The sequence below is a fragment of the Actinoplanes sp. 13 genome, assembly GCF_056134165.1.
Genome location: NZ_JBVYOQ010000011.1, coordinates 30,309 through 55,480 on the forward strand (window position 1 = coordinate 30,309; position 25,172 = coordinate 55,480).

Consider the following 25,172-nt stretch of genomic DNA (forward strand, 5'->3'; position numbering starts at 1 on the left):
CCTTGCGGCCATGGATGACGGTAGATGTGAGCCGGGGTGAACCCGACATGGTCAGAGGGTGACGCGCTGCGCCCCGGCATAGACGTTCATCCGCGGGTCGCGCAGGAAACCGACCAGGGTCATCCCGGCCTCCTCCGCCAGCGAGACGGCCAGCGTGCTCGGCGCCGACACCGCCGCCAGCATCGGCAACCCGGCCATCCACGCCTTCTGGGTGAGCTCGAAGCTGGCCCGCCCGGAGACGAGCAGCACGTGCCCGGTGAGCGGCAGCCGTCCCTCCCGCAGCGCCCAGCCGAGCACCTTGTCGACCGCGTTGTGCCGCCCGACGTCCTCGCGCAGCACCAGCAACTCGCCGGCGGCGGTGAAGAGGCCGGCCGCGTGCAGGCCACCGGTCCGCTCGAAGGTCCGCTGAGCGGCGCGCAGCCGGCCCGGCAGCTCGGCCAGCACCCGTGCCGGTATTTCGACCGGGTCGGCGGCGACGTCGAAGAGCGACCGGGTGCGTACCGCGTCGATGCTGGCCTTGCCGCACACGCCGCACGAACTGGTGGTGTAGAAATTTCGGCTCGGGTCGGTGACCGGCGGCGGGACGTGCGGATCCAGCACGACGTCCACCACGTTGTAGGTGTTCGGCGTGTCCGAGCCCGCGCAGAGCTGCGCGGTCACCACGTCGTCCGCCTTGCCGATCACGCCTTCGCTCAGCAGGAAACCCATGGCCAGGTCGATGTCGTGCCCGGGCGTGCGCATGGTCACGGCGAGCGGCTGCCTGCGGATCCGGATCTCCAGCGGCTCCTCGGCGGCGAGTTCGTCGGGCCGGCGGCGGGCGGCCGGCGACGCGCTCAGATCGATGCTGACCACCGTGTGACGCGTCCTGGAACCCATGCCACGGAGCCTACGACCCCAAACCGCGGTCACGCTCGGCACGGGCTCGGGATACGGTACTCACGTGGGGGGATTTGCGGCGGTGGTCCTGGCTGGTGGCGCGGCGCGACGGATGGGTGGTGCGGACAAGCCGACTCTCCCGGTCGGCGGACAGTCCATGCTGACCCGGGTGCTCGCGGCCGTGCATGACGCGGACCCGCGTGTGGTGGTCGGCCGGGTGCCGTCCGACCTGCCCGTTCCCGTCCACGTGACCCGTGAGGACCCACCCGGCGGCGGCCCGGTGGCAGCGGCCGCGGCGGGTCTCGCCCTGGTGCCCGAGACGGTGGCCTACACCGCCCTGCTCGCCGCCGACCTCCCGCTGCTCACCGGCGAGGCGATCGACGTGCTGCGGCTCACCATGGAGTCGGCGCCGATGGAGGGCGCGGTCTACCGGGACGCCGAGGGCCACCTTCAGGTGCTGTGCGGGGTGTGGCGGACGGCCGCCCTGCGCGCGGCGCTGCACCGGCTCGCCGAGGAACGGGGCAGCCTGCACGGCGCGCCGGTCCGCGAGCTGGTGTCGAGTCTGCGGGTCGCCGAGGTCTCCTGGCGCCGGCCCGGCCCGCCGCCGTGGTTCGACTGCGACACCGACGACGATCTGCGCACCGCGGAGGAGTGGGCGAGGTGAGCGAACTCGACGTGTGGCTCGCCGCGGCCGGGCGTGAACTGGGCGTCTCGCCGGCCGAGGTGCCGTCGAAAGAGCTGCTCGACGTGGCCCGGGACGTGGCGCACAACGTCCTGCGGCCCGGGGCGCCGGTCACGTCGTACCTGATGGGTCTCGCGGTCGGCCGGGGCGCCGATCCGGCCGAGACCGCCGCGAAGATCAGCGCCTTGGCGCGAAGCTGGCCGGGGCAGGAGAGCACCGACCGCGCCGCTCGATAGGGTGACGGGAACGGAGGTGCGATCATGACGGCACAAGGCGCCGCTGGCGAGACGTCTGAAGGCGTGTTGCTCGACGAGCCGAACACGGCTGACCTGCGCGACAAGGTGACCCAGGCGTGGCGGGAATTCGGTAACTCCCTGGCCACGCTGCTGCCGTCACTGCCGCCCGGCGCGCATGTCGACCTGACTCTGGACCCGACCGCCTCCGGCACCGGCGCCGCGGTCTACTCGGTGAGCATCCGGGTGCTCCCGGAGGGCGTGGTCGAGGCGCTGGCCGTCGGCAACGCTGGCCTGCCCGCGGAGTACCGGATGAATCGCGCCGCCGTCGCCGACCTGGTCGCGCTCGGCTGGTCGCCGCCGGGGGTGCTGCCCGGCTCGGGTGACTCGTTCGGCCTGCGCTCCTCGCAGGAGAAGGCCACCCAGCTCGCCACCGTGGTCTCCCGCACGCTCCGCGACGTCTACGGCGCGCCGCATCCCGCGTTCCTCGTCTATCTGGTCCACGACGAGGAGGACGAGCCGATCGACGCGGCGCCGCTGGGCACCGCCCGGCACGAGCCGAGCATCGACAGCGACATCGACCTCGACGACCTGGAGAACGACAGCGCTCTCGAGGCCGCCCTGGCCAACGTGACCGACGAGGTGATCCCGCTCGAGGAGCGGGTGCGGACGGTCGTCGCCACCATGTCCAAGACCACCGTCGACCAGCTCCAGGTCGACGCGGACGGGGACATCGGCATCCGGGCCGGCTCCGCGATGGTCTTCGTCCGGGTGCGCGACAACCCGCCGCTGGTCGACGTCTTCTCGCCGATCCTGACCGAGGTCGAGCCGACCGAGCAGCTCTACGTGAAGCTCTCCGAGCTCACCAACCGGATGCCGATCGGCCGGCTGTACTGCGCGCAGGACACCGTCTGGGCCTCCATCCCGGTCTTCGGCCGCAACTTCCAGGCCATCCACCTCATGCTCGCGGTGCAGGTGATGACCGGTCTCGCCGACGAGCTGGACGACCGGCTGCACGGCGAGTTCGGCGGTAAGCGCTTCTTCGTCGAGGGTGACAAGCCGGTTCCGCCGAAGGACGTGAAGGACGACCAGCACCGCCCCGGGATGTATCTCTAGTCGGGTAACGCCGGAACCGCGGTCGGGGTCTCCACCAGCCGCGACAGCACCACCATGCTGCGGGTGGACGTCACGAACGGCTCCGCCCGCAGCTTCTCCAGCGCCTGCTCCAGATGGCCGATGTCGGCCGCCCGCAGGTGCACCAGCGCATCCGCCTGCCCGGAGACGGTGTAGGCGCCGACCACCTCGGGGTGCCGCCGGGTGGCCACGGTGATCTGCGCCGGGGTGGTCCGGCCGGTGCAGAACAGCTCGACGAACGCCTCAGTCGTCCACCCGACCGCGGCCGGTTCGATGACAGTGGTGAATCCCTTGATGACCCCACTGGCGCGCAGCCTGTCCACCCGCCGTTTCACCGCCGGGGCGGACAGGGACACCTTGGCGCCTATCTCGGCATACGAAGCGCGGGCGTCGGCCACGAGCAGCGCAATGATTCGCTGGTCTACGGCGTCCATCTGCAACGATTCGCCTCCGAGGAGCAAGATTTCTAGCTGTTTGCTGCAACGCAGCGTACCTACTCTTGAACCTCATGAACCACACCGAGCGGTTGCCGCGAAACAGGACATACCTCATGTGTCCGCCTCAGCATTTCACGGTCGAGTACGCCATCAACCCCTGGATGGACACCACCGTCTCGGTCGACGCCGCTCTGGCCCTGAAACAGTGGGACGTCCTGCGCGACACGCTCGCCGACCTGGGCCACGTCGTGCACGTGCTCGACCCGCAGCCCGGTCTGCCGGACATGGTCTACTCCGCGAACGGCGCCTTCTCCATCGACGGCGTCGTCTACGGCGCCCGCTTCAGATATCCGCAGCGGGCCGAGGAGGCGACCGCCCACCGGTCGTTCTACGCCACCGGGAACGGGTGGCGGTTCGTCGAGCCCGTACACGTGAACGAGGGTGAGGGCGACTTCGCGTACCTGCCCGCGGCATACGGTGGCATCGTCCTTGCCGGTTACGGTTTCCGCACCGACCCCGCCGCGCACGCCGAGGCGCAGGAGGTGCTGGGCCGGCCGGTCGTCTCGCTCAAACTGGTCGACCCGGCGTTCTACCACCTGGACACCGCGCTGGCCGCCCTCGACGACCGGCACGTCACCTACTACCCGGGTGCCTTCTCGCCCGCCTCGCAGCGGGTGCTCGCCCAGCTCTTCCCGGACGCGGTGCTCGCCGACCGGGCCGACGCCGAGGCGTTCGGCCTCAACCTGGTCAGCGACGGCCGGCACGTGATCCTCAACACCGAGGCGGAGGCGATGGGCCACAAGGTGCGCGAGGCCGGCTATCTGCCCGTTCACGTGGACCTCTCCGAACTCAAGCGCGGCGGCGGCAGCGTCAAATGCGCTGTGGCCGAACTTCGGCCCTGAGCAACCGTGCGCAAAGATGGAACGCATGACCGACGACACCCGCACCACTGAGCACCAGGAAGACGGCTCCGTCATCGTCGTGGGCCCCGACGGCCGCCCGATGGGCACGGTTCAGCAGGACGGCTCGCTCACCCCGGAAGAGCCGGGCAACCTCATCGAGCAGCCGGCGAAGGTCATGCGGATCGGCAGCATGATCAAGCAGCTGCTGGAGGAAGTGCGGGCCGCGCCGCTCGACGAGGCCAGTCGCGGCCGGCTGCGGGAGATCCACCAGCGGTCGATCACCGAGCTGGAGGACGGCCTGGCGCCCGAGCTGCGCGACGAGCTGGAGCGCCTGTCGCTGCCGTTCGAGGGCGAGACCCCGCCGAGCGAGGCCGAGCTGCGCATCGCCCAGGCCCAGCTGGTCGGCTGGCTGGAGGGCCTCTTCCACGGCATCCAGGCCGCGCTGGTGGCCCAGCAGATGGCTGCCCGCCTGCAGCTCGAGCAGATGCGCGGCGGCGTCCCCGGCCGTCCGGCCCTGCCCATGGGCGGCATCATCCCCGGCAAGCCCGGCGGCCCGGACATCCAGGGCAACACCGGCCAGTACCTCTGATCGCGGGCGCCGGCTCCCGGGCCGGCGCCGTCCCACGATCTCCGCGGCCCGCTCATCCCCGGCGCCGTTTCCTGAGACCTCCGCGGCTTGCCGCCGGCTCATCCCCGGCGGCACACCCCTGCTGGGGTACGACCCAGATCCTCCCGCGCACCCCAGGCAGTCCCGCCGCTCCACGCGACCCCCTGCACCCTCCCGGCCGTGCAGCGCCCGCCGGGCGTGACCGGCCCCTCACCCTCAACCCCGGGTGGTGACTCGAGGTCCCGTCCGCACCCGAAGTCCCCATACCCGGCGTGAGCCGACGTTGTGTGGGGAGTTGGGGTTCGACACGCACCCGAAGTCCCCACACAGGGCGGGGTGGGCAGGTCCGCCCGGCGGTCGCCGGACGGCCCGGACGGCGCACCCGGCTCGCGGGGAGCCGGCGCGACAGTCTGCATTCGGCGGGAACTGACTGGCGCGTACCCAAAAAACTAACCGAGATCGAACTCCCGCTCGAGATAGGCGGCCACGCCGTCCTCATCGTTGGTGGCCGTGACCTCGTCGGCGACCTCGACCACCGCCGGGTGCGCATTGCCGACCGCGACACCGCGCCCGGCCCAGGTGAGCAGCGGGATGTCGTTGGGCATGTCGCCGAAGGCGACGACCTGGGAGGCGTCGATGCCGTCGCGCTCGCAGAGCCAGGCCAGCCCGGCGGCCTTGGTGACGCCGGCCGCGGAGATCTCCACCAGCGCCGACGAGGACGAACGGGTCGCCTCGGCCAGACCGCCCAGGGTGCCGCTGACCAGCTCCAGGAACTCGTCGGGGTCGGCGGTCGCGGAGCGGGCCAGCAACTTGACGGCGGGCACCGAGGTGAGCTCCTCGGGGTCGGCGATCACCCGGACCCGGTGGTCGTGTTCCCAGCGGACGGTCCAGGCCGGCTCGTGCACGAAGGCGCGGCCGTCCTCGACCTCGACGGCCAGGGAGACGTCCGGCACCGCGTCGCGCAGGCGCTTGGTCACGTCGACCAGCATGTCGACGGGCAGCGACTGGGCGCGCAGGATCTCGTCGTTGTGCGGGTCGTAGATGACCGCTCCGTTGGCGCAGACCGCCGGCATCGGGGCGGGCAGCTGGTCGTAGAGCTGGTCCAGCCAGCGCAGCGGCCGGCCGGTGACCAGCACCAGCGGGACCGGGAGCCGGCCCAGGACGTCGAGCGTGCGTGCGCTGAGGGTGCGCTCGCTGGTGATCAAGGTGCCGTCGATGTCGCTGGCGACCAGCTTGAAGGGTGGCATCACCTCGACAATAGCCGGTCCAGGAACACGGCCACGCCGTCCTCGTCATTGGTGAGCGTCACCGCATCGGCCACCGCGAGCAGCTCGGGGTGCGCGTTCGCGACGGCCACCCGGCCCCAGCCGGCCCAGGCGAACATCGGCAGGTCGTTGGGCATGTCGCCGAAGACCAGCACGTCGGCGGGGTCGACGCCGACGGTCTCGGCGACCACCGCGAGACCGGTGCCCTTGTCGACGCCGGCCGGGCAGATCTCCAGGTAGTCCAGGCCGGCCTGGGTCACCGTCGCCACGTCCGGCGGCACGACCCGGCGGGCCACCGCGAGCAGGTCGTCGACGCCGAGCTCGAAGGAACGGGCGAACGCCTTGATCACTTCGCCGGTGAGGCATTCGTCGCGGGTCCGGGACTCGACGGTGACCGGGTAACGCCAGGTGGGGTCGTAGTCGCCCCACAGGGGAGAGTCGTCGTGCTCCAGCGCCTCGAACATCACCGAGAGCGGGCCGGCCGCCGACTCCAGCGCGCCGAGCACCTGGCCCAGCACCGGGCCGGGGAGCCGGGACTGCCGCAGGTAACGGGACTCCGCCTGGTCGAGGATCCAGCCGCCCTGGGCCAGCACGAGGTAGTCCGCGACGCGGATGTCGTTGCGGGTCAGCGAGGTGAGGCGGGGCCCGCGCCCGGTGGCGGCCACGATCCGGATGCCGGCGGCGCGCACACGGTCCAGAACCTCGTGGGTGTAACTCGACACGGTGTCATCGCTGCGGACGAGGGTGCCGTCCAGGTCGGTGGCGATGAGTTTGGGGAGCCCAGGCTTGAGCATCTTGACCTCCGTGGGTTGTGCAACCCCCGCGGAGGGCGGAAGGAGAACGTTACACCGGTTCGGCTACCAGCTGCCATGACAATTGGTAGCCGCCCGGTTGCGCGAATCTGACCTTTACTTCACCGGCTCCAGCACGTCCCGGCCGCCGAGGAACGGCTGGAGCGCCTTGGGTACCCGCACCGAGCCGTCCGGCTGCTGGTGGTTCTCCAGGATCGGGATCAGCCACCGGGTGGTGGCCAGGGTGCCGTTCAGCGTCGCGGCGATCTGCGGTTTGCCGTCGGCGTCCCGGTACCGGATGTTGAGCCGGCGAGCCTGGAAGGTCGTGCAGTTCGACGTCGAGGTGACCTCGCGGTACCGCCCCTGCGAGGGCACCCAGGCCTCACAGTCGTACTTGCGGGCCGCGCTCGAGCCGAGGTCGCCCGCCGCCACGTCGATCACCCGGTACGGGATCTCGACCTTGGCGAGCATCTCCTCCTCCATGGCGAGCAGACGCTGGTGCTCGGCCAGAGCGTCCTCCGGCTTGCAGAACGCGAACATCTCCACCTTGTCGAACTGGTGCACCCGCAGGATGCCGCGCACGTCCTTGCCGTGCGAGCCGGCCTCCCGCCGGTAGCAGGTCGACCAGCCGGCGAACCGCTCCGGGCCGTCGCTGAGGTCGATGATCTCGTTCGAGTGGTATGCCGCGAGCGGGACCTCCGACGTGCCGACCAGGTAGAGGTCGTCGGCCTCCAGCCGGTAGATCTCGCTGGCGTGCGCGCCGAGGAAGCCGGTGCCCTCCATCGACTCGGGCCGGACCAGCGTCGGCGTGATCGACGGCGTGAAGCCGTGCTCGACCGCCTGCTGGATGGCCAGCTGCAGCAGGCCCAGCTGCAGCAGCGCGCCGACGCCGGTGAGGAAGTAGAACCGCGAGCCGGACACCTTGGCGCCGCGCTCGGTGTCGATCGCGCGCAGGCCCTCACCCAGCTCCAGGTGGTCCTTCGGCGACTCGATGGCCGGGATGTCGCCGACCGTGCGCAGCACGACGAAGTCGTCCTCGCCGCCGGCCGGTGCGCCCTCCTCGACCACGTTGGGCACCGCGAGGTGCGCGGCCTTCAGAGCCTGATCGGCCTCGGTGGTCGCGGCCTCGGCCGCCTTCACCTCGCCGGCCAGCTCCTTGGTGCGCGCCAGCAGCGCGGCCCGCTCGTCACCCGACGCCTTCGCCACCTGCTTGCCCAGGGACTTCTGCTCGGCCCGGACCGCCTCGAACCGCTGGGTGGCGGCACGGCGCTGCTCGTCGGCACGCAGCAGCGCGTCCACGAGCTCGGTGGACTCGCCGCGCAGCCGCTGGCTGGCACGGACCAGATCAGGATCTTCGCGAAGCAGGCGCAGGTCAATCACGGTTGTCGAGCCTACCGGTGGCCCGGTCCGATCAGCACCCGGATATCCCCCGGTGTCACGATCGGTACGGCTGGTCGCGCCGTCCGTTCTCGTGCGGCTGGTCCCGCTGCTCGGGGAACGAGGTGAACGGGGTGGCCGGGGCGATGGTCAGGTCGAGCGGCGTGTCGAGTTCCGGCTCCTCCTCCTCGCCGGTGCTGCCGCGCACCCATCGCGGGCCGTCCTCCGAGTCGGGCTCCTTGCTGGTCAGCCAGAGCGCGAGCAGGATCGCGCCCACTCCGGCCAGGGCACACCACAGTCCTCGTCCGTACGACACGCTGCCCTGCTGGGACGCCAGCTCCATCATGAAGTAACGCGAGACCAGCCGCGTCTCGCTGCCGAGCAGATGGACGAGCGCGAGCAGCAGCGCGATCAGCAGCCCGCCGGCACCGAACCCGGCGAGACGGGCGTAGCGCCGGCCCGCCGCCGGGCCGAACAGCACCAGTGTCACGGAGATCACCAACAGGAAGAGCCCGCACAGGTACGCCCCACCGACGCCACCGAGATCGAAGAGGTCGGTGGGCAGCAGCCGAACCTCGGCGAGCTCGCTCTCGCCCTCGAAGTTGAACGGCCTGACCTCGGTGACCTGCCACTCGGAGATCAGTGAGGCGAACACCGCGACGCCGCCGAGGCCCGCGGTGAGCACCGGCACACGACGGTCCCCGGCGAGCCCTCGCAGGTATTCCACCCTGGGCCGGCGGCGGGGCTCCGCGGGTTCCGGCCCACCGAACTCGACCACCTCGGATTCCTGTGACATGGGATCCATGATGGCCCCTCGGGTCGTACCTGAACCACCGCCACCGAAATGGGTTAGCGTTCTGGTCATGCCTATTCGTACTGCTTCGGCACGCTGGGAAGGGAACCTCACCGAGGGTTCCGGCACTGTCAAGACCGGTAAGGGCGGCCTTGCCGGCAACTACTCCTTCAAGAGCCGCTTCGAGGAGGGCGAGGGGACCAACCCCGAAGAGCTGATCGCGGCCGCGCACGCGGGCTGCTTCTCGATGGCCTTCTCGAAGGGTCTCGCCGACGCGGGCTTCACGCCCACCTCGGTGGAGACCGTGGCCAAGGTCCGCATGGACAAGGTCGAGGGCGGTTTCGGCGTCACCGGCATCGAGCTGGAGACGGTCGGCGACGTCCCCGGCATCGACGACGCGAAGTTCCAGGAGCTCGCCGAGGGCGCCAAGGAGAACTGCCCCATCTCGCGCCTGCTCAGCCCGGGTGCGCCGATCACCCTCGTCGCCAAGCTCGCCTGATCACGGTGCGCCGGCGTGGCCACGGCCGCGTCGGCGCACGTGTTGCGTCGATGTAACGGGCACAATGGGCCACGTGCCGGTGGACATGAGTCGTGAACGCTTCGAGGAGCTGGTCGGTGAGGCCCTCGACGAGGTGCCCGTCGAGCTGCTCGCCCTGATGAACAACGTGGTCATTCTGGTCGAGGACCGCCCACCGGACGGGACCGACGACCTGCTCGGGCTCTACGAGGGCACGGCTCTCACCGAGCGGGGCTGGGACTACGCGGGCGTGCTGCCCGACCGGATCACCATCTACCGCCTGCCCACCCTGAGGGTCTGCGATACCGAGACCGATGTGGTCGACGAGGTCGCGATCACGGTGGTGCACGAGATCGCCCACCACTTCGGGATCGACGACCACCGCCTGCACGAACTGGGCTGGGGCTAGCGGGGACTGCCTACGCTGGGATCATGCGTAGCGAACTCTTCTCCACCGAGAACCTCGAGAAGGAGTCCGCGCAGCCCGGGCTCCGGCTGCAGAACTCCAAGATGCTGAAGGCCGAGCTCAACGGCGAGTTTCTCGCGCGTACCGGGTCGATGGTGGCCTATCAGGGGAACGTCCGGTTCGAGGCGCTCGGCTCGGGTGGCCTGGGCAAGTTCCTCAAGCAGAAGCTGACCGGCGAGGGCGTGCCGCTGATGCGGGTCCGCGGCAACGGCGACGTCTTCCTCGCCGAGAACGCGGCCGACATCCACCTGATCGACCTGGAGCCGGGCGACGCCCTGTCGATCAACGGCTCGAGCGTGCTCGCCTTCGACAGCACCCTGCAGTACGACATCAAGATGGTCAGCGGCGCCGGGATGCTCTCCAGCCAGGGGCTGTTCAACTGTGTCTTCACCGGGCACGGCCGAATCGCGATCATGACCAAGGGCCAGCCGGTGGTGCTCAACGTCGACGCGCCGACGTACGTCGACCCGCAGGCCGCCGTCGCCTGGTCGGCGAGCCTGCAGACCGGCTATCACAAGGCCGAGCAGTTCGGGCTCGGGACGCTGCTCGGGCGCAGCACCGGCGAGCGGTTCACGATGAGCTTCGCCGGTCAGGGCTTCGTGATCGTCCAGCCCTCGGAGGTGCCGCCGGGCGGTTTCGTCGCCAACGGCAACGGGAGCAGCAGCAAGAGCTCCGGCAGCAGCATCCTGAGCGACATCTTCGACGACTGAGCAGCCGCTCTCAGAGTTCGCCGGCCCGGATCCGGGCCAGCCAGGCCGCCGAGTCGGCGAAGTCGGCGTCGGAGAGCCCGGCCGGGGCCGCCACCGGCGGCTCCGGCTGCAACCGGTGCTTGGGATAGCTGCCCAGGAAGCGCACCTCGGCGCAGATCCGGCGCAGGCCCTGCAGCGCCTCACCGAGGCGGGGCTCGGCCACGTGGCCGGTGCAGTCGAGAAGGAAAACGTACGTGCCGAGCTGCTCGCCGGTCGGCCGGGACTCGATCCGGGACAGGTTGATGCCCCGGACGGCGAGCTCGGTCAGCACCGCGAGCAGCGCACCCACCTGGTCGTGGCGGATCGAGACGGCCAGCGACGTCACGTCGTCGCCGGTCGGCGCGGCCGGCTCGCCGGGGCGGGTCAGCAGCGCGAACCGGGTCACCGCCTCGGCCCGGTCGGCGACCTTCTCGGCCAGCACGGTGAGCCGGTGCTGAGACACCCCGATCGGTGCGCAGAGGGCCGCGTCGTACTCCCCGGCGGCGGCGCTGACCGCGGCCGCGGCATTGGAGAGCACGTCGACCACGACCGCGTCCGGCGCGTTCGCCCGCAGCCAGTGCCGGCACTGGGCCGAGGCCTGCGGGTGCGCCGCGATGGTGCGGATCGCGGCGAGCGACGTGAGCGCCCGCGCAGCCAGCACGAACTCCACCGGCAGCAGCACCTCACGGGTGATCATCAGCGGGCTGCCGGTGATCAACTCGTCCAGCGTGACGGGGACGGCGCCGCCGACCGAGTTCTCCAGCGGGACCAGGGCGGCGTCCGCGTCGCCGGACCGGACCGCCTCGAGGGCCTCGGGAACGCTGCGGGCGGGCGTCCGGACGCCGTGCTCGGCGGCCGGGATGGTGCGCAGGGCGGCCTCGGTGAAGGTGCCCTCGGGGCCGAGGTAGGCGAAGCGCATGGGCGGCGTTCCGGGCATGCCCCGGATTCTATGGCCTCAGAAGCCGCAGGCCAGCACCCGGATCCCGGCCGGCGCCTCGGTCTGCACCCGCTGGTTGCACACGTCGGTGCCGGCCGCGACCAGGGTGAGCTGGGCGCCCTTCCCGGTGGCGGCGACCATCAGCGGCTCCAGCTTGTTCTCCCCGGCGATCCGCACCGTGGTGAACGACCAGATCCCCGAGCAGTACGGCCCGTCGGCGACCCGCAGCGCCCGGTCCGGCACACCCGGATCGTCCTTGACCAGCGTGAGGATCTGCGTACCGGTGGGTTCCCCGGCGCACCGGGCCGCGTGGCTGGGCGTCGGTGTCGGCGATTTGGTGAGCGGCGCCGTCGTGGTCGCCGTCGTGGTGCTCAGCGGCGGCGGGGTGGCGTTTCCCGGCACGGTGTAGGTCGGCGTGGGGTACGCCGGGGCCGGGTAGGTCTGGGTGGGATAGGTGGCCACCGTGGGCATCGCCGGGACGGGCGGCGCCGGCAGGTCGGCCGGCCCGGCCGAGTACGGCGGCTCGCTCTGCGCCGGGAAGGCCGCCGGCGGGGCGTCCGGTGGCGCGCCGCAGGCCGCGGTCAGCAGCAGGGCGCCCACGACCAGGGCGAGGCGTGTGCGGGGGGACACGCGCTCATCGTAGGAGGCGGATCGTCAACTGGCGATACGATGCCCGGCCGCGGTGAGGGTGTTGACCGCCTCGGTCAGTCGCACCGTCGGCACCAGCAGATAATCCGTGTCGTACGTCGAGAACGTGACGATGTTGACCCGGGCCTCGGCGAGCGGGCCGACCAGCGACGCGAGCACCCCGGTCATGGTCAGGTCGAGGTCCTGCACGCGGAAACACCGCCAGGCCGTGTCGACCTCGGCGCCCTCCGGGACCCGCTCGTTCGGGCAGATCACCGACAGCTCGTCGACACCCCAGGTCACCGAGATGACGCTCTTGTCGTCCGGACCTGTGGTGAGAGAAGTGGGCAGGGCAGAGCCGGCCGGGAGCCGGCACACCGCGTATTCACCCGGTAACAGGTCTAGATCGAGCATGAGGGCAGACTACGTTGCGGATCTGTAACGCCCAATGCTCAATCGGTGCGTTGAACACCACATCTGTGAGGGCAAACCGGACTTCAGTGTCGTACCGGGGACAGGAAGGTCAACGATCCGGCCACCCGGTCACCGGAAAGCAGCGGGGTGGACACCGCGTCGAGCGTGAGCGGGGCCTCCCCTGCGCCCGGCAGCACCCGCATCAGGCCACGGGCCAGCCGCTCACTGCTGAGCGCGAGCAACGGGGGAATCTTGTCCGCCTCGGGCTCCGCGAGCCGGCCGGCGCCCGCGGTGAAGTCGATCAGCCGCAGCGCCGAGCTGAGCCGCTGGCCGAGTGCCTCGGCCGGCTTGCCCAGACCCAGGAGCTCGCTGCACGACGGGGAGACGGCGAGAATCGAGCCGCTGCCGTCGATGATCAGACACGGTTCGTCGGCCACGGCCACCGTCGACGACCAGCGCTCGACGCTGGTGACGAACTCGGCCTCGGCCGGTGTCCGAGCCTGGGGGACGAACGCTCCCGAGAGGGAGAGCTCAACATGCGCCACCCGCTCCTCCTCGCATCTTCGCGCCGACCGCCGGCGGCCGCGATCGTTGACGGATCGCGGCGCCGGCTGTCGACGGCGTCAGGAAGGAACGTTACCGGCGGGTCGGCCGCTTGTCAGCGGCCGTCTGTCCGTTGCTGTACCAACGGTAGTCACCGGCCGGCCGATAGGGTGCATTTGCCCAGGTGGCCGGGTGAGCGGCGACAGCGGAGAGTTTGTTCGCCGTGGACGGGGAGATCTTCGCGCCGCCGGCGATGAGGAGCCGGTCGAGTTCCTTGTCGGTGGCCACGAGACAGTCCTTCGGCAGCCCGTGCACGCTGATCACGCCGGAGCCGACGAACGTCAGCACCGCGGTGACCGGCACGTTCAGGCCGACCGCTGCGGAGAGCGCCTTGGCGGCGCGGCGGGCGTCGCGACGCGCCTCGGACACGTACTGCGGGCGCTTTCCGTTGATCTGCACGACGTCACCGGCGATGAGGACGCGGGAGCGGCCGTGGTCGGCCACGGTCACCGCGTAGATCCCACCGGGACCGATCGCGAGGAAGCCTGCGCGTTCATCGGCCGGGTCGGGCTCGTAGTAGGCCTGCGACAGGTCGCTGCGCGGCCAGTCGACGATGTGCCAGTTCGGCCCGAGACGGTCGAGACGGGTGAGTGCTCGGGCACCGGCGGCTTCCAGACGACGGGCGCCGCGTTCGGCACGACGGCGTCGCGCCCACTCGACCGGTGTCAGACGGGGGCCCTCGATGACGGAGGGCGCCGGGTGACTCGGCGTCGGGGTCAGCGCTTTGGAAGGGACGGGCAGAGCGGGGCGGGCGGGGAAGACAGTCACTGCGACCTCCGGCAAAAGGTCAGTCGGGCTCTCTTGTTCCAACTACCGTACGTGCTCGACTCCCTACAGAGTAGAGCGCCGGACTGGAAAGAAAGGGGAATGAGTGCGGATGAATGCCGTATTCACGGACAACACTTCTTTCGGATGGTGCACCTCACACCTGAGCGCCGCGGTCTCGTCGCACCCACACAAGCTATCGCTGTCGCTCGTCCGGTGCATGGTCGTCTCAAGATCTAGTCATTGCGTCACGGCACGATAGCCGTCGGTACGGGCTAACGTCGGCCTGGTGTACGTCGACAGTGAAGTCAGCCACCTCCGTACCGTCCTGCTGCATCGGCCCGGCCCGGAGCTGGCCAGACTGACGCCGCGCAACAACGATTCCCTGCTCTTCGACGCCATCCCCTGGGTCGGCCGGGCCCAGGAGGAGCACGACGCCTTCGCCGAGGCGCTGCGCTCCCGGGGGGTGGAGGTTCTCTACCTCGGTGATCTGCTCACCGAGACACTGGCCGTCCCGGAGGCCCGCACCGAACTCACTGCCGGCGTGCTGGCCGCCCGCCGGCTCGGCGACACCCTGCGCGCCAGCGTCGGCGGTTACCTGGCCGACCAGGACCCGGCCCGGCTCGCCGAGGTGCTGATCGCCGGCCTGGCGCACGAGGAGATCAAGCCCAGCACCGGGGGCCTGGTCTACGAGATGATGAACGATCATGACTTCGTCATCGATCCACTCCCGAACCTGCTGTTCACCAGGGACTCCTCGGTCTGGGTGCGGGACCGGGTGGCGGTGACCAGCCTGGCGATGCGGGCCCGCCGGCGGGAGACCACCATCACCAACGCCATCTACCGTTATCACCCGCGGTTCGCCGGCGTGACCCTCCTCTTCGACCCGTCCCTGGAACACCTCGAGGGCGGCGACGTGCTGGTGCTGGCACCCGAGGTGATCGCCATCGGCGTGGGCGAGCGGACCACGCCGGCCGGCGCCGAACGCCTGGCCCGTCGCGTGATCGAGGCCGGTCTCGCACGGACTGTGCTGGCCGTCCCGATCGCCCAGGAACGCGCCACCATGCACCTGGACACCATCTGCACCATGGTGGACGCCGACGCCGTCGTGATGTACCCCAACATGGCGGACACCCTGCGCGCGTGGACCGTGACCGCCGGCACCGACGGCGGCCTGCACGTGCGGGCGCCGAGGCCGTTCCTCGACGCGGCGGCCGAGGCGATGGGCATCGACCACCTGCGGATCATCGACACCGGCCTGGACCCGGTCACCGCCGAGCGGGAGCAGTGGGACGACGGCAACAACACCCTGGCGATCGCGCCGCGGCTGTGCGTGGCCTACGAGCGGAATGTGGAGACCAACGCCCAACTGGAACGCGCCGGCATCGAGGTGGTCCGGATCGCGGGCTCCGAGCTGGGCAGCGGCCGCGGCGGGCCGCGCTGCATGAGCTGCCCGATCACCCGGGACCCGCTTTAAGACCGAGAAGCCGCGGGAGTACGAGTCATCGCAAGGCTCTCGAGTGTCAGCGCGATCATCTGCCGATCTCGCCCGGCGGCGCGGCCGCCGGGCGGAGATCGGTGGTCACGGTCCGGATACCTCCGTGACGACGAGTTCGGGGACCGGGACCTCGCCCGGGACCAGGTGCGCCCGCTCCGGGAAGTCGAAGACGGCGATCTCCAGCTGCATCGGGTAATCCGGCGCCTGGCCGACCCGCTTCACCACCGAGCCGTCGACCGAGAACTCCAGCGAGCCGGGGCGCCAGTCCACCGCATAGGTGTGGAACTCGGCGACGTCCAGCGGCAGCGCCACCGTGCCCCACTCCTCGGTGACGGCCGGGTCCCGGAACGCGTGCAGGCCCATGCCGACGTCGTGCGGCGCGGTGCCGAAGACCTCCATCACGCAGATCTCCGCGGAGCGCTCCGGGCGGTCCTCGATGCCGGCGAGCCAGAACGCGGCCATCGACCGGGGTGAGAGGCTCGCCCGCATCCGGATGGCGAGCCGGCCGTAGAGCGGGGTGTAACCCCAGAACGCGGGCTGCTCCTCGCGTACGGTCAGGCCGGTCTTGAACGGCTGGCCGCCGACCGTGCTCCCGACCGGGCCGGAGAAGTTCGCCGACTGGATGCCGGAGACCCGCAGCGGCGTCTCGTGGACGCCTTCCGCCCAGAGCGGCTGCTCGACCGGGATGCTGAGCCGCAGCTCGCCGCCGCCCACGGTGTAGGTGGCCCGGGACGCCTCGGACGAGCTCCAGTGCGGCAGATAGCACGGCACCCACACCGAGGGGTCCAGGTCGTCGCCGCTGAACCTCTCGTGGAAGGGGCTCATCGCAAGGTCAGTTGCCGGCCGATCAGGCCCTGCTTGGCGCGGCGCCCGGCGGCGTCGAGCGGCCCGTCCACGGCGAGGGTGTCGGCGTACCGCTTGGCGAAGTCGGCGAGCGGGGCCTCCCAGTCGCCGCCCTCGGGCTCGCCCGGCACGTCCCAGACCGGGACGAGCAGGCCGTGCGCCCGGAACATGCCGGCGAACTTGGTCTGGTCGCCGAGCAGCAGCTCGCCGGCTGCGGAGAGCCGGGCCAGGGCGTCCAGCGCCCGGTCCTCGGGCTCGGCGAGGACCCAGCGCACGTGGCTCTTGTCGGGGGCCACGCGGCACCAGTACGCGGCCCGGGCCGCCGCGAGGCGCACGGTCGGGTAGATCGAGGCGTTGGCGCGCTCCAGGGAGGCCTTGACGTTGGCGTCCTGCATCTGTTCAGGGTCCAGCCAGTACTCGAAGCCCTCGTGCATGGTGACGTCGAGCGGGCCGTCCACGAGGAGGTCCTGCAGGCGGGGGCCCGCACCGGGCAGCGCGGGCACGGAGACCGTCTCGCCGGGGGTCGTGCCCAGCGCGTTCAGGATCGCCACGGCCAGGTCGCGGGAGACGTCACCGGACTGGACGTGCCGCTGCAGGCCGATGAAGACGCGGCCGTCCCGCCGGGTCATCGCGGGCCAGGCCATCGGGAGCACGGTGGAGAGGGTGACCGGGCGGTCCCCGAACTCCTCGACGATCTCCGGCTTCAGGGTCAGCGGCGCGGACGCGGCCGGGACCAGCTCCCGGAGGGCGACCCATTCCGGTTCGTCCGCCAGGCCCTCGAACGGGCGGGCGACGAAGATGTCACGCACCTTGGTCCTGGGCGCGGTTTCGCGGGGCTTGCGACGCTTGCTCACGAGGGACCAGCCTAAGCGGTTGCCTCGCGGAAGCGGTGACGCGGGCCACCCTGTGTCTGCGGGGCGGAGCGCTCAGGCACGCGGCAGACGCACCTCGGCAACCGTGCCGCCGCCGTCGCGCGGGCGCAGCGAGACCCAGCCGTGCTGGCGTTCCACCAGCCGTCGCACCAGGTAGAGGCCGAGACCGGCGCCGGGGTGCGGGTGGCTCTCGGACTCGGCCTGCCAGTACCGCTCGAAGGCGCGCTCGACGTGTTCCGGCGCGATGCCTATCCCCCGATCGGAGACCCGGAACCGCAGGGTGTCGTCGTCGGTGCCGGCGCAGACCTCGACCAGGCTGTCCGGCGGTGAGTACTTCTCCGCGTTGGTGGCGAGCTCGGTGAGGATCGTGGCGATCGAGTCGCGATTGCCGTACGCCTTGGGCAGCCCGGCCGGCAGCTCCCCGAAGTGGATCCGCTCCCGGAGCGCCGCGGGCAGTTCGTCGGCCGCCGCGCGCAGCGCCTCGGCGAGGTCGAACGGGCCGGGCGAGGAGGCGCCGACCGAGCCGTCCTCGCTGGCCGCGGAGAGCAGCCGGTCGACGAGCCGGGCCAGTTCACCGGCCCGGGTGCCGATCACCCGGACCGCCTCCCGGCGTCCCGGTTCGCCCAGGGTGGACCAGTGGTTGGTGAGGGTGTCCGCGTACCCCTTGATCACGGTGACCGGGGTGCGCAGCTCGTGGCTGGTGACCGCCACCCAGAGGTCCCGGTTCTCCTGCCGCCGGGCCTGCTCGGGCGCCGGGTCGCCGTACACCGGCAGGCCGGTGCGCATCCCGTAGACCCGGCCGATCATCCCGGCCAGAAGCTCCAGGGCGGCGTGGTGCTCGGGGCCGGGCGCGCCGGAGTCGGAGCCGAAGTACACGTGCAGCGAGCCGACCACCGTCTCGCCGCTCTCGCACCGGGCGCCGAGCATGTGCCGCAGCTGGCCGCCCTCGATCTGCCGGGCGAACTCGTCGTTCACCGAGTCGAGCGGGACCAGCAGGGTCCGCCGGTTCAGCAGCCGGTCGTCGGGCTGCTCGATCCGCCGGCCGATGGCCGGCTCGCAGACACCGGTGGCCGCGATGATCCGGCCGTGGCCCTCCGTGTACTCCGCGAAGCCGGCGCCGCGCGCCCCGAGCGCGTCACCGGCGAGCCGGACCAGTTGCTGGAGCACGGGCAGGCCGGTCTCCCCGGAGTTGACGCGGTCGAGGACCGCGATCTGGCCCCGGGTGAGGGCCGCGTAGTCGGGACGCTCCGGCATGGTGCGAGTGTGCCTCGCCCGCCACGATTTGGGCAGGGGAACCTGAGCGGATACTGAGGTAGTCGTCTCACTCGTGGCATACGTCACACCCGGTCGAGTTGCTCCAGCACGAAGCGGGGACGGTCGGTGATCACGCCGTCGACGCGGTGTCCCAGCACCAGTTCGAGATCGGCGGCCTCGTTGACGGTCCACACGTACGTCTGGTGGCCGGCCGCGCGGATCGCCGGCAGCAGGCCGGGGCGGGACCGGACCAGATCGATGCCCGGTCCCGCCGTCCGGGCACCGAACGGCAGCCGGCCGCGGCCCACCCCGGGCGGCACGAGTTCCATCAGATAGACGGTGGGCAGGGCGGGCGCCTGCACCCGGATCCGGCGCAGCGCGAGCGCGGCGAAGGACATCACGGTGACCTGGACCGGGTCGTCCGGCTTCGGGTCGGTCAGCCCGTACCGCCGGAGCAGGCGCACGACGCGCCGTTCCACCTCGGCGCCGTAACGGGACGGGTGCTTGGTCTCGATCAGCAGCCGGACGCGCCGGCCGGTGGCGAGGACCGTGTCGAGAAGCCGCTCAAGCGTCAACAACCGTGACAAATCGGGCAGTACCTCGTCGGTCGGGTAGCCCGGGTGCCAGGAGCCGAAGTTCAGCGCGTCCAACTCGGCCAGCGTCTTGCGGCTGACCAGCCCACGGCCGTTGCTGGTGCGGTCCAGCCGCCGGTCGTGCACGCAGACCAGGTGACCGTCACGGGTCAGCCGGACGTCACACTCCAGCCCGTCCGCTCCCTCGTCCAGCGCCCGCAGATAGGCCCCGAGCGTGTGCTCCGGAAGCGCCTCGGCTCCGCCGCGATGGGCGAAGACCAGAGGACGATGATCGGCGTACGACATGGGTCAGATCACGCGGGCCGGCTGCCCGTTCTCGCTCACCACGTCTCTGCCCGCGGCGGCCCAGGACTGCATGCCGCCGTCGAGGTTGCGCACGTTGTCCCAGCCCTGATTCATCAGGTAGGCCACCACCTGGCCGGAGCGCCCGCCGGCGCGGCACACCACGACGACCTCGCCCTCGGTCGGCACCTCGGCCATCCGGGCCGGCACCTCCATCATCGGCAGGTGGTGGGCGCCCGGTGCGTGGCCGGCCTCCCACTCGTCCGGCTCGCGCACGTCGAGCAGGTAGACGTCGGGGTCGACTTGGCCGGGGCTGACGCTGGGCACCTGAGGTCCGAACACGGGGACAAGCCTAGAGGCCCGTTATTTCTCGTTGGCAACGACGCCCGGGTTGTCGAGCACGAACTCGGCGAGCCGGTCCTCCTTGACCGCCCGGAACATCGCCTGGGTGACCTCGTCGATCCGCTCGCGGCCGTTGCCGTTGCCGGCGAACGTCCCGTTGTTGGTTCGCAGCAGCACCATGTCGTTGGCGGCCACGTCCTTGAGCCCCAGCACGAAGTCGGTGATCTCGATCTGCCCGGTGTCCAGCACCAGCGCGTTGCCGGCCGACTTGATCACGCCGCCCGCCTTGAGCGGATTGCTGAGGATGCCGCCCTTGGCCGCCTTCTTCGCCATCGCCTTGATCAGCTGCTGCTGGTGGCGCTGCCGGTCGTAGTCGCCGTTCTTCAAGCCGTACCGCTGGCGGGCGAAGTCGAGGGCCTCCCAGCCCTCCATCGCCCGGCAGCCGACCTTGTGCACCACCGGCTTGGTGGGCCGGCCGGTCTTGCGGGCGTCGGCCAGGAACATCGGCTTGCCGTCGACCAGGACCATGTGTTTCGAGGTGACCTGCTGATCCACGCACATCGAGACGCCACCGAGCTCATCGATGACGTTCTTGAAGCCGCCGAAGTTGATGATCGCGGCGCCGTCGAAGCTGATCCCGGTCAGGTTCTTCAGCGTCTTCGCGAGCAGCTGCGCGCCGCCGCCCCACCCGCCGCCGTTCTGCGCGCCGTGGAAGAAGGCCTCGGTCGCCTTGGACGTGCCGCCGGGGTACTTGCTGGGGGCGAAGGCGGGCACGTCGACCTCGGTGTCCCGGGGCACCGAGATCAAGTAGGCCTGATCGTGACTGGCCGGGATGTGCAGAATGATGATCGAGTCGGCGCGCAGGTCGTCGGCGGCCCAGCGGGCGCGGGCGTCGACACCCATCAGGAGCATGTCGATCGGGCCCTCGATGGTGTCACCGCCACCCTCGGCCGTGCTCTTCTTGGCGTCGCCGGTCAGGTTCTGCACCGCGATGTTCTCGGTGGTCTGGTCGATCAGCACCTTGCCGGCGGCCAGGCCGCTCACGCTCGCCACGAGAAGCACCGCCCCGAACGAAGCGGACAGCTTCGCCCAGAGCGGTGCACGACGCTTCTTGCGGGCCTTCGACGGAGCGGGGCGATCACGGGTCGGCGTGGGCCGATCGGCGGTGACCGTCATGCAGCACTCCAGGGGTGAGGGGCTGCATCACCTTACGGACACTTTCCGGCCAACTGAAGATCTTTTTTGTTTCGGAACGAAGTCACCTCCGGCCGTTCGCCGGATTGCTACTTCTTCGCCGGATTCGCCGCCATCCACTCGTCCAGCTTGTCGGCGGCCATCGCCTCGTAGAGCGTCAGCGCCTTCTCCCGGTCGGAGACCACCACCGACTGCCCCTCGATGGTCTCGCTGCCCTTGTTGGGGCTGGTGAGGAACGTCAGGTTGTCGCCGCGGAGGTTCCGGAACTGGACCACCATGTCCTTGAGCGAGAACTTCTCGTCGACCGTGACCGCGGCGGCGACCGCGTTCAGGAAGTCGTCCAGCTTGCCGGGGTTGGTGAGCGTGCCGCTGCTCGCCGCCTTGTTCATCAGGGCCTTGAGGAACTCCTGCTGGTGCTGCATGCGGGCGAAGTCACCGCGGGCGAACTGCTTGCGCTGACGCACCCAGTCCAGCGCCTGGGCGCCGTTCATGTGCATCATGCCCTTCTTGAACACCCGGTACGGCTTGTGGATCGACGTGATGGTCTGGTCCACCTTCAGGTCCACGCCGCCGAGCGCGTTGGTGACGTCCTTGAAGCCGGCGAAGTCGATCACCATGACGTGATCCAGGTGAACGTCGGTCATGCACTCGACGGTCCGTACCGCCCGAGGCAGGCCACCGAAGGCGAACGCCGCGTTGATCTTGGCTCGGGAACCGGAGCTGCAGGGCGCGTTGTTGCCCTCGGGGATGTTGACCCACAGGTCGCGGGGGATCGACACGATCTGGGCCGAGCTGTGATCGGCCGGAACATGCATGATCATCAGCGAGTCGGCCCGCCACTTGCCGGGCTGGTCGACCTTGGCATCCGGGTCCCGGGAGTCGCTGCCGACCAGCAGGATGTTGAGTGCGCCGTCGACGTTCTTGCCCGGCCGGTCAGTGGTGATCTCGGAGAACGCGTTGGTGCGCTTGATGTCCTTGTCGATGCCGTTCACGTACCCGTACGCCGCGATGCCGGCGACCACCGCGATCACCAGGGCGGCGATGCCCGCGATCAGCGCGATCCGCTTCCAGCGCGGACGCGGGCGGTTGCCCCGGTAGGGCTGCCCGGAACCGCCCGGGCCGCGCGGCGGGCCGTACCCACCGCCGCCACCGCCGCCACGGGGAGCCCGCTCGCGCTCGTCTCCCGGCCCTCCCGGGCGACCCACGGGACGGACCGACGCCCGGCCACCCCCGTACGGCGGGACCGAGGCCCGTCCGGAGGGGTTGCCGCTGGGAGAGGTGGTAGCAGACATGTATCCCAGATTACGGAGTGATTCGCACCGGTCGTGGTCCTCGACATGCATCGGCACGAAGGTAGGAGATTTTCTCGGACATGGAACGCGGGCCGGTGTGGCGACTACACCGGCCCGCTTCCGTGGAGAGGTCAGTGGGCGCCGTGCCCGGTCAGCGACCGGACCTCCAGCTCCGCGTACTTCTCCGGGTCGGTCTCCTTCGAGATGATGGTGCCCAGCCAGCCGAAGAAGAAGCCGAGCGGGATCGAGATGATGCCCGGGTTGGACAGCGGGAACCACTGCCAGTCCTGGTCCGGGAACATGGCGGTCGCCGAGCCGGACACCACCGGCGAGAAGAACACCAGGATCACCGCGGAGCCGAGGCCGCCGTAGATGGACCAGAGCGCCCCGGCCGTGTTGAACCGGCGCCAGAACAGGCTGTAGAGGATCGCCGGCAGGTTCGCCGACGCCGCCACCGCGAACGCGAGCGCCACGAGGAACGCCACGTTCAGGCTCTGCGCGAAGATCGACAGAGCGATCGCGACCGCGCCGATGAGCAGTGCGGAGATCCGGGCGACCCGGACCTCGTCCCGCTCGGAGGCGGTGCCCCGCTTGATCACGTTGGCGTAGAAGTCGTGCGCGAGGCTCGACGACGACGCCAGCGTGAGGCCGGCCACCACGGCCAGGATGGTGGCGAAGGCGACCGCCGCGATGACCGCCAGCATGATCGAGCCACCGGTGGTGCCGCCCAGATAGTCGATGCCGAGCTGCTGGGCGAGCTGTGGCGCGGCGGTGTTGCCCGCCTTGTCCTGCGCGGTGATGCTCTCGCCGCCCACCAGGGCCGCCGCGCCGAAGCCGAGGGCCAGGGTGAACAGGTAGAACGTGCCGATGATGCCGATCGCCCAGAGCACGCTCTTGCGAGCGATGCGGCTGGTCGGGACGGTGTAGAAGCGGGTCAGGATGTGCGGCAGGCCGGCCGTGCCGAGGACCAGCGCGAGGCCCAGCGAGAGCAGGTCCATCTTGCTGTAGAACGTCTTCGCCGCGTCGCCCGCCGTCTCCACGCCGTACCGCAGGCCCGGCTGCAGGAAGGCATCACCCTTGCCGGATCGCGTGGCGGCGTCACCGAGCAGCGCCGACAGGTTGAACTTGTAGTGCGCGAGCACCATGATCACCATGATCAGGGCGCCGCCCATCAGCATGAACGCCTTGACGATCTGGACGTACGTGGTGCCCTTCATGCCGCCCACGGTCACGTAGACGATCATCAGGGCGCCGACCAGGATGATCGTGGCGACCTTGGCGGTGTCCGCGTCCATGCCCAGGAACGTGGTCCCCGGAGCAATGCCCAGCAGCAGCGCCACCAGGGCGCCGGCGCCGACCATCTGCGCGATCAGGTAGAAGATCGAGACGACGATGGTGGAGGCACTGGCCGCGGTGCGCACCGGGCGCTGACGCATCCGGAACGCCAGGACGTCGGCCATCGTGTAACGGCCGGAGTTGCGCAGGAACTCGGCGACGAGCAGGAGCGCCACCAGCCACGCGACCAGGAAGCCGATCGAGTAGAGGAAACCGTCGTAGCCGTACAGGGCGATGAGGCCGGCGATGCCGAGGAAGGACGCCGCCGACATGTAGTCGCCGCCGATCGCCATGCCGTTCTGGAAGCCGGAGAACTGCCGGCCGCCGGCGTAGAAGTCGGTGGCGGTCTTCGTCTGCCGGCTGGCCCACACGGTGATGCCGAGCGTGATGGCGACGAACACCAGGAACAGCGTGATGGTGAGCGTGCGCGAGGTGCTGGTCGAGGCCTCGGCGGCGAGGATCACGGTCGGCATCAGTCCTTGCCCCCGTCGGTGGTGGTGGTCGTGCCCTTCGCGGTCACCTTGTCACCGCTCTCCAACTGGGCGAAGACGCCGTCGGCGAGCGGGTCGACCTTGTTTGCTGCGAACCGCGCGTAGTACCAGGCGATCAGGAACGTGGAGACGAACTGCAGCAAGCCGAAGATCAGCGCGACGTTGATGTTGCCGATCAGCTTGATGGCCATGAAATCCCGCGCGTACGCGGAGAGCAGCACGTAAAGGGAGTACCAGACGATGAACGCGACCGTCGTCGGGAAGATGAAGCTGCGCAGCCTGTGCCGCAGCTGAGCGAACTCCTCGGAGCGTTGTACTTCGAGGTACCTCTCGGGGGAGGCCGGCACCGGATCACCACCTTTATGGGGATGGACTTTCCGGCACCGTACGAAGTAGTGGGCCAGGTCACTGCCCGCTGGTCGTGGTCTGCGCTGAGTGGCGGTCTGAGTGCGCTGAGCGGCAGTCACGCCAGCTCGGCGTACCTCCCCCGGTAATGCACCAGCGGCGCCGCCGAGGAAGAGATCTCGGTGGATTCGATCACGCCCTCGACCAGCAATGCCCAGCCGCACGGGCGGGTGCTGTCGATCCGGCAGCCGGCCCAGGCCGGAGCCTGCGCGGGCACCGGGCCGAACTCCGTCGGGCGCCATTCACCACCGGCGAACAGCCCGCCCGGCGACGGCATCAACCCGGCGAAGCGGTCGGCCAGCTGGCGGTCGGCGGGCGTCAGCGGGACGACCGTGAAGACGCCGGCGGCGAGCGCGGCGTCCCAGAAGTCGCTCTCCTCGTCGATCAGGCCGAGCACGCGGCCCGGATCCCCGTCGGCGATCACTGTGGAGGAGACCGTCAGACCGGCCGGCCCGGGGGTGGTCCAGATCGTCACGGGGGCGGCGAGCCGGCCGCGCAGCCGGCGGATCGGGGACTTCGCCGACTCCGGCACGGCGAACGGGTCGGTGGAGTGGATGCGTCCGCCTGCCTCGTCGGGGTTCACCCGGCCATTCTCGGCGATTACAGACTGTGCACGC

General features: G+C 70.4%; 30 protein-coding genes. 9 read left to right on the forward strand and 21 right to left on the reverse strand.

The window, feature by feature from the left end:
- Nucleotides 1-51: 51 nt before the first annotated feature.
- On the reverse strand, nucleotides 52-876 hold the full coding sequence (fdhD, locus tag AC0NH5_RS21840) for a formate dehydrogenase accessory sulfurtransferase FdhD (protein ID WP_474406705.1): 825 nt from the start codon (nucleotides 874-876) through the stop codon (nucleotides 52-54).
- 82 nt (nucleotides 877-958) lie between these two features.
- On the opposite strand from fdhD, the gene mobA reads away from it, so the two are divergent.
- Genes mobA through AC0NH5_RS21855 form a run of 3 tightly spaced genes read left to right on the forward strand, consistent with a single transcriptional unit; the run spans nucleotide 959 to nucleotide 2,907 of the window.
- Nucleotides 959-1,540 carry a molybdenum cofactor guanylyltransferase gene (gene mobA, locus AC0NH5_RS21845; protein ID WP_474407142.1) on the forward strand — a complete coding sequence of 194 codons (582 nt, stop codon included), beginning with the start codon at nucleotides 959-961 and terminating at the stop codon, nucleotides 1,538-1,540.
- A complete protein-coding gene (locus AC0NH5_RS21850) occupies nucleotides 1,537-1,794 on the forward strand; it encodes a DUF6457 domain-containing protein (protein WP_474406708.1) in 258 nt (85 codons plus the stop codon). Before mobA ends, AC0NH5_RS21850 begins: the two co-directional genes overlap by 4 nt.
- A 24-nt stretch (nucleotides 1,795-1,818) precedes the next feature.
- Nucleotides 1,819-2,907 carry a T3SS (YopN, CesT) and YbjN peptide-binding chaperone 1 gene (locus AC0NH5_RS21855; RefSeq protein WP_474406709.1) on the forward strand — a complete coding sequence of 363 codons (1,089 nt, stop codon included), beginning with the start codon at nucleotides 1,819-1,821 and terminating at the stop codon, nucleotides 2,905-2,907.
- Here AC0NH5_RS21855 and AC0NH5_RS21860 read toward each other — a convergent pair.
- Nucleotides 2,904-3,365, reverse strand: a complete 462-nt coding sequence (locus tag AC0NH5_RS21860) for an Lrp/AsnC family transcriptional regulator (RefSeq protein ID WP_474406711.1) — start codon at nucleotides 3,363-3,365, stop codon at nucleotides 2,904-2,906. The genes AC0NH5_RS21855 and AC0NH5_RS21860 overlap by 4 nt on opposite strands.
- A gap of 68 nt (nucleotides 3,366-3,433) precedes the next feature.
- Between AC0NH5_RS21860 and ddaH the strand changes: the two genes are divergently transcribed.
- Entirely contained in the window at nucleotides 3,434-4,264 is an 831-nt protein-coding gene (gene ddaH, locus AC0NH5_RS21865) for a dimethylargininase (protein ID WP_474406714.1), read from the forward strand.
- Between the two features lie 25 nt (nucleotides 4,265-4,289).
- Nucleotides 4,290-4,853, forward strand: a complete 564-nt coding sequence (locus AC0NH5_RS21870; protein WP_474406716.1) for a bacterial proteasome activator family protein — start codon at nucleotides 4,290-4,292, stop codon at nucleotides 4,851-4,853.
- Between the two features lie 467 nt (nucleotides 4,854-5,320).
- On the opposite strand, the gene AC0NH5_RS21875 is transcribed toward AC0NH5_RS21870, so the two are convergent.
- The 4 genes from AC0NH5_RS21875 to AC0NH5_RS21890 form a co-directional block, all read right to left on the reverse strand.
- Nucleotides 5,321-6,118: an HAD family hydrolase gene (locus AC0NH5_RS21875; RefSeq protein ID WP_474406719.1), complete on the reverse strand. Its 798-nt coding sequence runs from the start codon at nucleotides 6,116-6,118 to the stop codon at nucleotides 5,321-5,323.
- Entirely contained in the window at nucleotides 6,118-6,930 is an 813-nt protein-coding gene (locus AC0NH5_RS21880) for an HAD family hydrolase (protein ID WP_474406721.1), read from the reverse strand. Before AC0NH5_RS21880 ends, AC0NH5_RS21875 begins: the two co-directional genes overlap by 1 nt.
- A 114-nt stretch (nucleotides 6,931-7,044) precedes the next feature.
- On the reverse strand, nucleotides 7,045-8,307 hold the full coding sequence (serS, locus tag AC0NH5_RS21885) for a serine--tRNA ligase (protein ID WP_474406723.1): 1,263 nt from the start codon (nucleotides 8,305-8,307) through the stop codon (nucleotides 7,045-7,047).
- A gap of 55 nt (nucleotides 8,308-8,362) precedes the next feature.
- Nucleotides 8,363-9,100 (reverse strand): hypothetical protein, encoded by a 738-nt coding sequence (locus tag AC0NH5_RS21890; RefSeq protein ID WP_474406725.1) that lies wholly within the window; start codon nucleotides 9,098-9,100, stop codon nucleotides 8,363-8,365.
- 67 nt (nucleotides 9,101-9,167) lie between these two features.
- Between AC0NH5_RS21890 and AC0NH5_RS21895 the strand changes: the two genes are divergently transcribed.
- The 3 genes from AC0NH5_RS21895 to AC0NH5_RS21905 all read left to right on the forward strand — a co-directional run bounded on the left by AC0NH5_RS21895 (nucleotide 9,168) and on the right by AC0NH5_RS21905 (nucleotide 10,790).
- Entirely contained in the window at nucleotides 9,168-9,596 is a 429-nt protein-coding gene (locus tag AC0NH5_RS21895; protein ID WP_474406728.1) for an OsmC family protein, read from the forward strand.
- A 79-nt stretch (nucleotides 9,597-9,675) separates the two neighbouring features.
- Nucleotides 9,676-10,023 (forward strand): metallopeptidase family protein, encoded by a 348-nt coding sequence (locus tag AC0NH5_RS21900; protein WP_474407144.1) that lies wholly within the window; start codon nucleotides 9,676-9,678, stop codon nucleotides 10,021-10,023.
- 23 nt (nucleotides 10,024-10,046) lie between these two features.
- Nucleotides 10,047-10,790, forward strand: coding sequence for an AIM24 family protein (locus AC0NH5_RS21905; protein WP_474406730.1), 744 nt, complete (start codon nucleotides 10,047-10,049; stop codon nucleotides 10,788-10,790).
- 10 nt (nucleotides 10,791-10,800) lie between these two features.
- On the opposite strand, the gene pheA is transcribed toward AC0NH5_RS21905, so the two are convergent.
- From pheA to AC0NH5_RS21930, 5 genes are all read right to left on the reverse strand, one after another.
- Complete coding sequence (pheA, locus tag AC0NH5_RS21910) at nucleotides 10,801-11,745, reverse strand: prephenate dehydratase (RefSeq protein WP_474406732.1); 945 nt, start codon at nucleotides 11,743-11,745, stop codon at nucleotides 10,801-10,803.
- 18 nt (nucleotides 11,746-11,763) lie between these two features.
- A complete protein-coding gene (locus tag AC0NH5_RS21915; RefSeq protein WP_474406735.1) occupies nucleotides 11,764-12,375 on the reverse strand; it encodes a hypothetical protein in 612 nt (203 codons plus the stop codon).
- A 24-nt stretch (nucleotides 12,376-12,399) separates the two neighbouring features.
- Nucleotides 12,400-12,786 carry an ACT domain-containing protein gene (locus tag AC0NH5_RS21920; protein ID WP_474406738.1) on the reverse strand — a complete coding sequence of 129 codons (387 nt, stop codon included), beginning with the start codon at nucleotides 12,784-12,786 and terminating at the stop codon, nucleotides 12,400-12,402.
- A gap of 83 nt (nucleotides 12,787-12,869) precedes the next feature.
- On the reverse strand, nucleotides 12,870-13,331 hold the full coding sequence (locus AC0NH5_RS21925; protein WP_474406741.1) for a hypothetical protein: 462 nt from the start codon (nucleotides 13,329-13,331) through the stop codon (nucleotides 12,870-12,872).
- 91 nt (nucleotides 13,332-13,422) lie between these two features.
- The gene (locus tag AC0NH5_RS21930) at nucleotides 13,423-14,157 is read right to left on the reverse strand and encodes a hypothetical protein (RefSeq protein ID WP_474406744.1); all 735 of its coding nucleotides are present in this window, start codon (nucleotides 14,155-14,157) and stop codon (nucleotides 13,423-13,425) included.
- Nucleotides 14,158-14,443: 286 nt separating this feature from the next.
- Here AC0NH5_RS21930 and AC0NH5_RS21935 point away from each other — a divergent pair, with 286 nt between their 5' ends.
- Nucleotides 14,444-15,631, forward strand: coding sequence for an arginine deiminase (locus AC0NH5_RS21935; RefSeq protein ID WP_474406747.1), 1,188 nt, complete (start codon nucleotides 14,444-14,446; stop codon nucleotides 15,629-15,631).
- A gap of 105 nt (nucleotides 15,632-15,736) precedes the next feature.
- Here the strand turns inward: AC0NH5_RS21935 and AC0NH5_RS21940 are convergent, their stop codons facing one another.
- The 10 genes from AC0NH5_RS21940 to AC0NH5_RS21985 form a co-directional block, all read right to left on the reverse strand.
- Nucleotides 15,737-16,477, reverse strand: a complete 741-nt coding sequence (locus AC0NH5_RS21940) for a glycoside hydrolase family 16 protein (protein WP_474406749.1) — start codon at nucleotides 16,475-16,477, stop codon at nucleotides 15,737-15,739.
- Entirely contained in the window at nucleotides 16,474-17,349 is an 876-nt protein-coding gene (locus AC0NH5_RS21945) for a DUF5926 family protein (protein WP_474406752.1), read from the reverse strand. Before AC0NH5_RS21945 ends, AC0NH5_RS21940 begins: the two co-directional genes overlap by 4 nt.
- A gap of 72 nt (nucleotides 17,350-17,421) precedes the next feature.
- On the reverse strand, nucleotides 17,422-18,621 hold the full coding sequence (locus tag AC0NH5_RS21950) for a sensor histidine kinase (protein WP_474406754.1): 1,200 nt from the start codon (nucleotides 18,619-18,621) through the stop codon (nucleotides 17,422-17,424).
- 83 nt (nucleotides 18,622-18,704) lie between these two features.
- Nucleotides 18,705-19,499 carry a glycerophosphodiester phosphodiesterase gene (locus tag AC0NH5_RS21955; protein WP_474406757.1) on the reverse strand — a complete coding sequence of 265 codons (795 nt, stop codon included), beginning with the start codon at nucleotides 19,497-19,499 and terminating at the stop codon, nucleotides 18,705-18,707.
- Nucleotides 19,500-19,502: 3 nt separating this feature from the next.
- Nucleotides 19,503-19,838 (reverse strand): rhodanese-like domain-containing protein, encoded by a 336-nt coding sequence (locus tag AC0NH5_RS21960; protein ID WP_474406759.1) that lies wholly within the window; start codon nucleotides 19,836-19,838, stop codon nucleotides 19,503-19,505.
- 21 nt (nucleotides 19,839-19,859) lie between these two features.
- Complete coding sequence (locus AC0NH5_RS21965; RefSeq protein ID WP_474406761.1) at nucleotides 19,860-21,014, reverse strand: LCP family protein; 1,155 nt, start codon at nucleotides 21,012-21,014, stop codon at nucleotides 19,860-19,862.
- A gap of 107 nt (nucleotides 21,015-21,121) precedes the next feature.
- On the reverse strand, nucleotides 21,122-22,324 hold the full coding sequence (locus AC0NH5_RS21970) for an LCP family protein (RefSeq protein WP_474406764.1): 1,203 nt from the start codon (nucleotides 22,322-22,324) through the stop codon (nucleotides 21,122-21,124).
- A gap of 131 nt (nucleotides 22,325-22,455) precedes the next feature.
- Complete coding sequence (locus tag AC0NH5_RS21975; protein ID WP_474406766.1) at nucleotides 22,456-24,132, reverse strand: solute symporter family protein; 1,677 nt, start codon at nucleotides 24,130-24,132, stop codon at nucleotides 22,456-22,458.
- On the reverse strand, nucleotides 24,132-24,497 hold the full coding sequence (locus tag AC0NH5_RS21980; protein WP_474406768.1) for a DUF485 domain-containing protein: 366 nt from the start codon (nucleotides 24,495-24,497) through the stop codon (nucleotides 24,132-24,134). The genes AC0NH5_RS21975 and AC0NH5_RS21980 overlap by 1 nt, the downstream gene beginning before the upstream one ends.
- A gap of 116 nt (nucleotides 24,498-24,613) precedes the next feature.
- A complete protein-coding gene (locus AC0NH5_RS21985; RefSeq protein WP_474406770.1) occupies nucleotides 24,614-25,138 on the reverse strand; it encodes a flavin reductase family protein in 525 nt (174 codons plus the stop codon).
- Nucleotides 25,139-25,172 lie beyond the last annotated feature (34 nt).

Bases quoted from the DNA above. Each gene is read 5' to 3' on its own strand.
- AC0NH5_RS21905 (WP_474406730.1), top strand. From the start codon at position 10,047: ATGCGTAGCGAACTCTTCTCCACCGAGAACCTCGAGAAGGAGTCCGCG.
- AC0NH5_RS21940 (WP_474406749.1), bottom strand. From the start codon at position 16,477: ATGAGCCCCTTCCACGAGAGGTTCAGCGGCGACGACCTGGACCCCTCG.
- fdhD (WP_474406705.1), bottom strand. From the start codon at position 876: ATGGGTTCCAGGACGCGTCACACGGTGGTCAGCATCGATCTGAGCGCG.
- AC0NH5_RS21970 (WP_474406764.1), bottom strand. From the start codon at position 22,324: ATGTCTGCTACCACCTCTCCCAGCGGCAACCCCTCCGGACGGGCCTCG.
- AC0NH5_RS21975 (WP_474406766.1), bottom strand. From the start codon at position 24,132: ATGCCGACCGTGATCCTCGCCGCCGAGGCCTCGACCAGCACCTCGCGC.
- AC0NH5_RS21870 (WP_474406716.1), top strand. From the start codon at position 4,290: ATGACCGACGACACCCGCACCACTGAGCACCAGGAAGACGGCTCCGTC.
- ddaH (WP_474406714.1), top strand. From the start codon at position 3,434: ATGAACCACACCGAGCGGTTGCCGCGAAACAGGACATACCTCATGTGT.
- AC0NH5_RS21950 (WP_474406754.1), bottom strand. From the start codon at position 18,621: ATGCCGGAGCGTCCCGACTACGCGGCCCTCACCCGGGGCCAGATCGCG.
- AC0NH5_RS21965 (WP_474406761.1), bottom strand. From the start codon at position 21,014: ATGACGGTCACCGCCGATCGGCCCACGCCGACCCGTGATCGCCCCGCT.
- AC0NH5_RS21895 (WP_474406728.1), top strand. From the start codon at position 9,168: ATGCCTATTCGTACTGCTTCGGCACGCTGGGAAGGGAACCTCACCGAG.
- AC0NH5_RS21890 (WP_474406725.1), bottom strand. From the start codon at position 9,100: ATGTCACAGGAATCCGAGGTGGTCGAGTTCGGTGGGCCGGAACCCGCG.
- pheA (WP_474406732.1), bottom strand. From the start codon at position 11,745: ATGCCCGGAACGCCGCCCATGCGCTTCGCCTACCTCGGCCCCGAGGGC.
- AC0NH5_RS21855 (WP_474406709.1), top strand. From the start codon at position 1,819: ATGACGGCACAAGGCGCCGCTGGCGAGACGTCTGAAGGCGTGTTGCTC.
- AC0NH5_RS21920 (WP_474406738.1), bottom strand. From the start codon at position 12,786: ATGCTCGATCTAGACCTGTTACCGGGTGAATACGCGGTGTGCCGGCTC.
- AC0NH5_RS21880 (WP_474406721.1), bottom strand. From the start codon at position 6,930: ATGCTCAAGCCTGGGCTCCCCAAACTCATCGCCACCGACCTGGACGGC.
- AC0NH5_RS21955 (WP_474406757.1), bottom strand. From the start codon at position 19,499: ATGTCGTACGCCGATCATCGTCCTCTGGTCTTCGCCCATCGCGGCGGA.
- AC0NH5_RS21875 (WP_474406719.1), bottom strand. From the start codon at position 6,118: ATGCCACCCTTCAAGCTGGTCGCCAGCGACATCGACGGCACCTTGATC.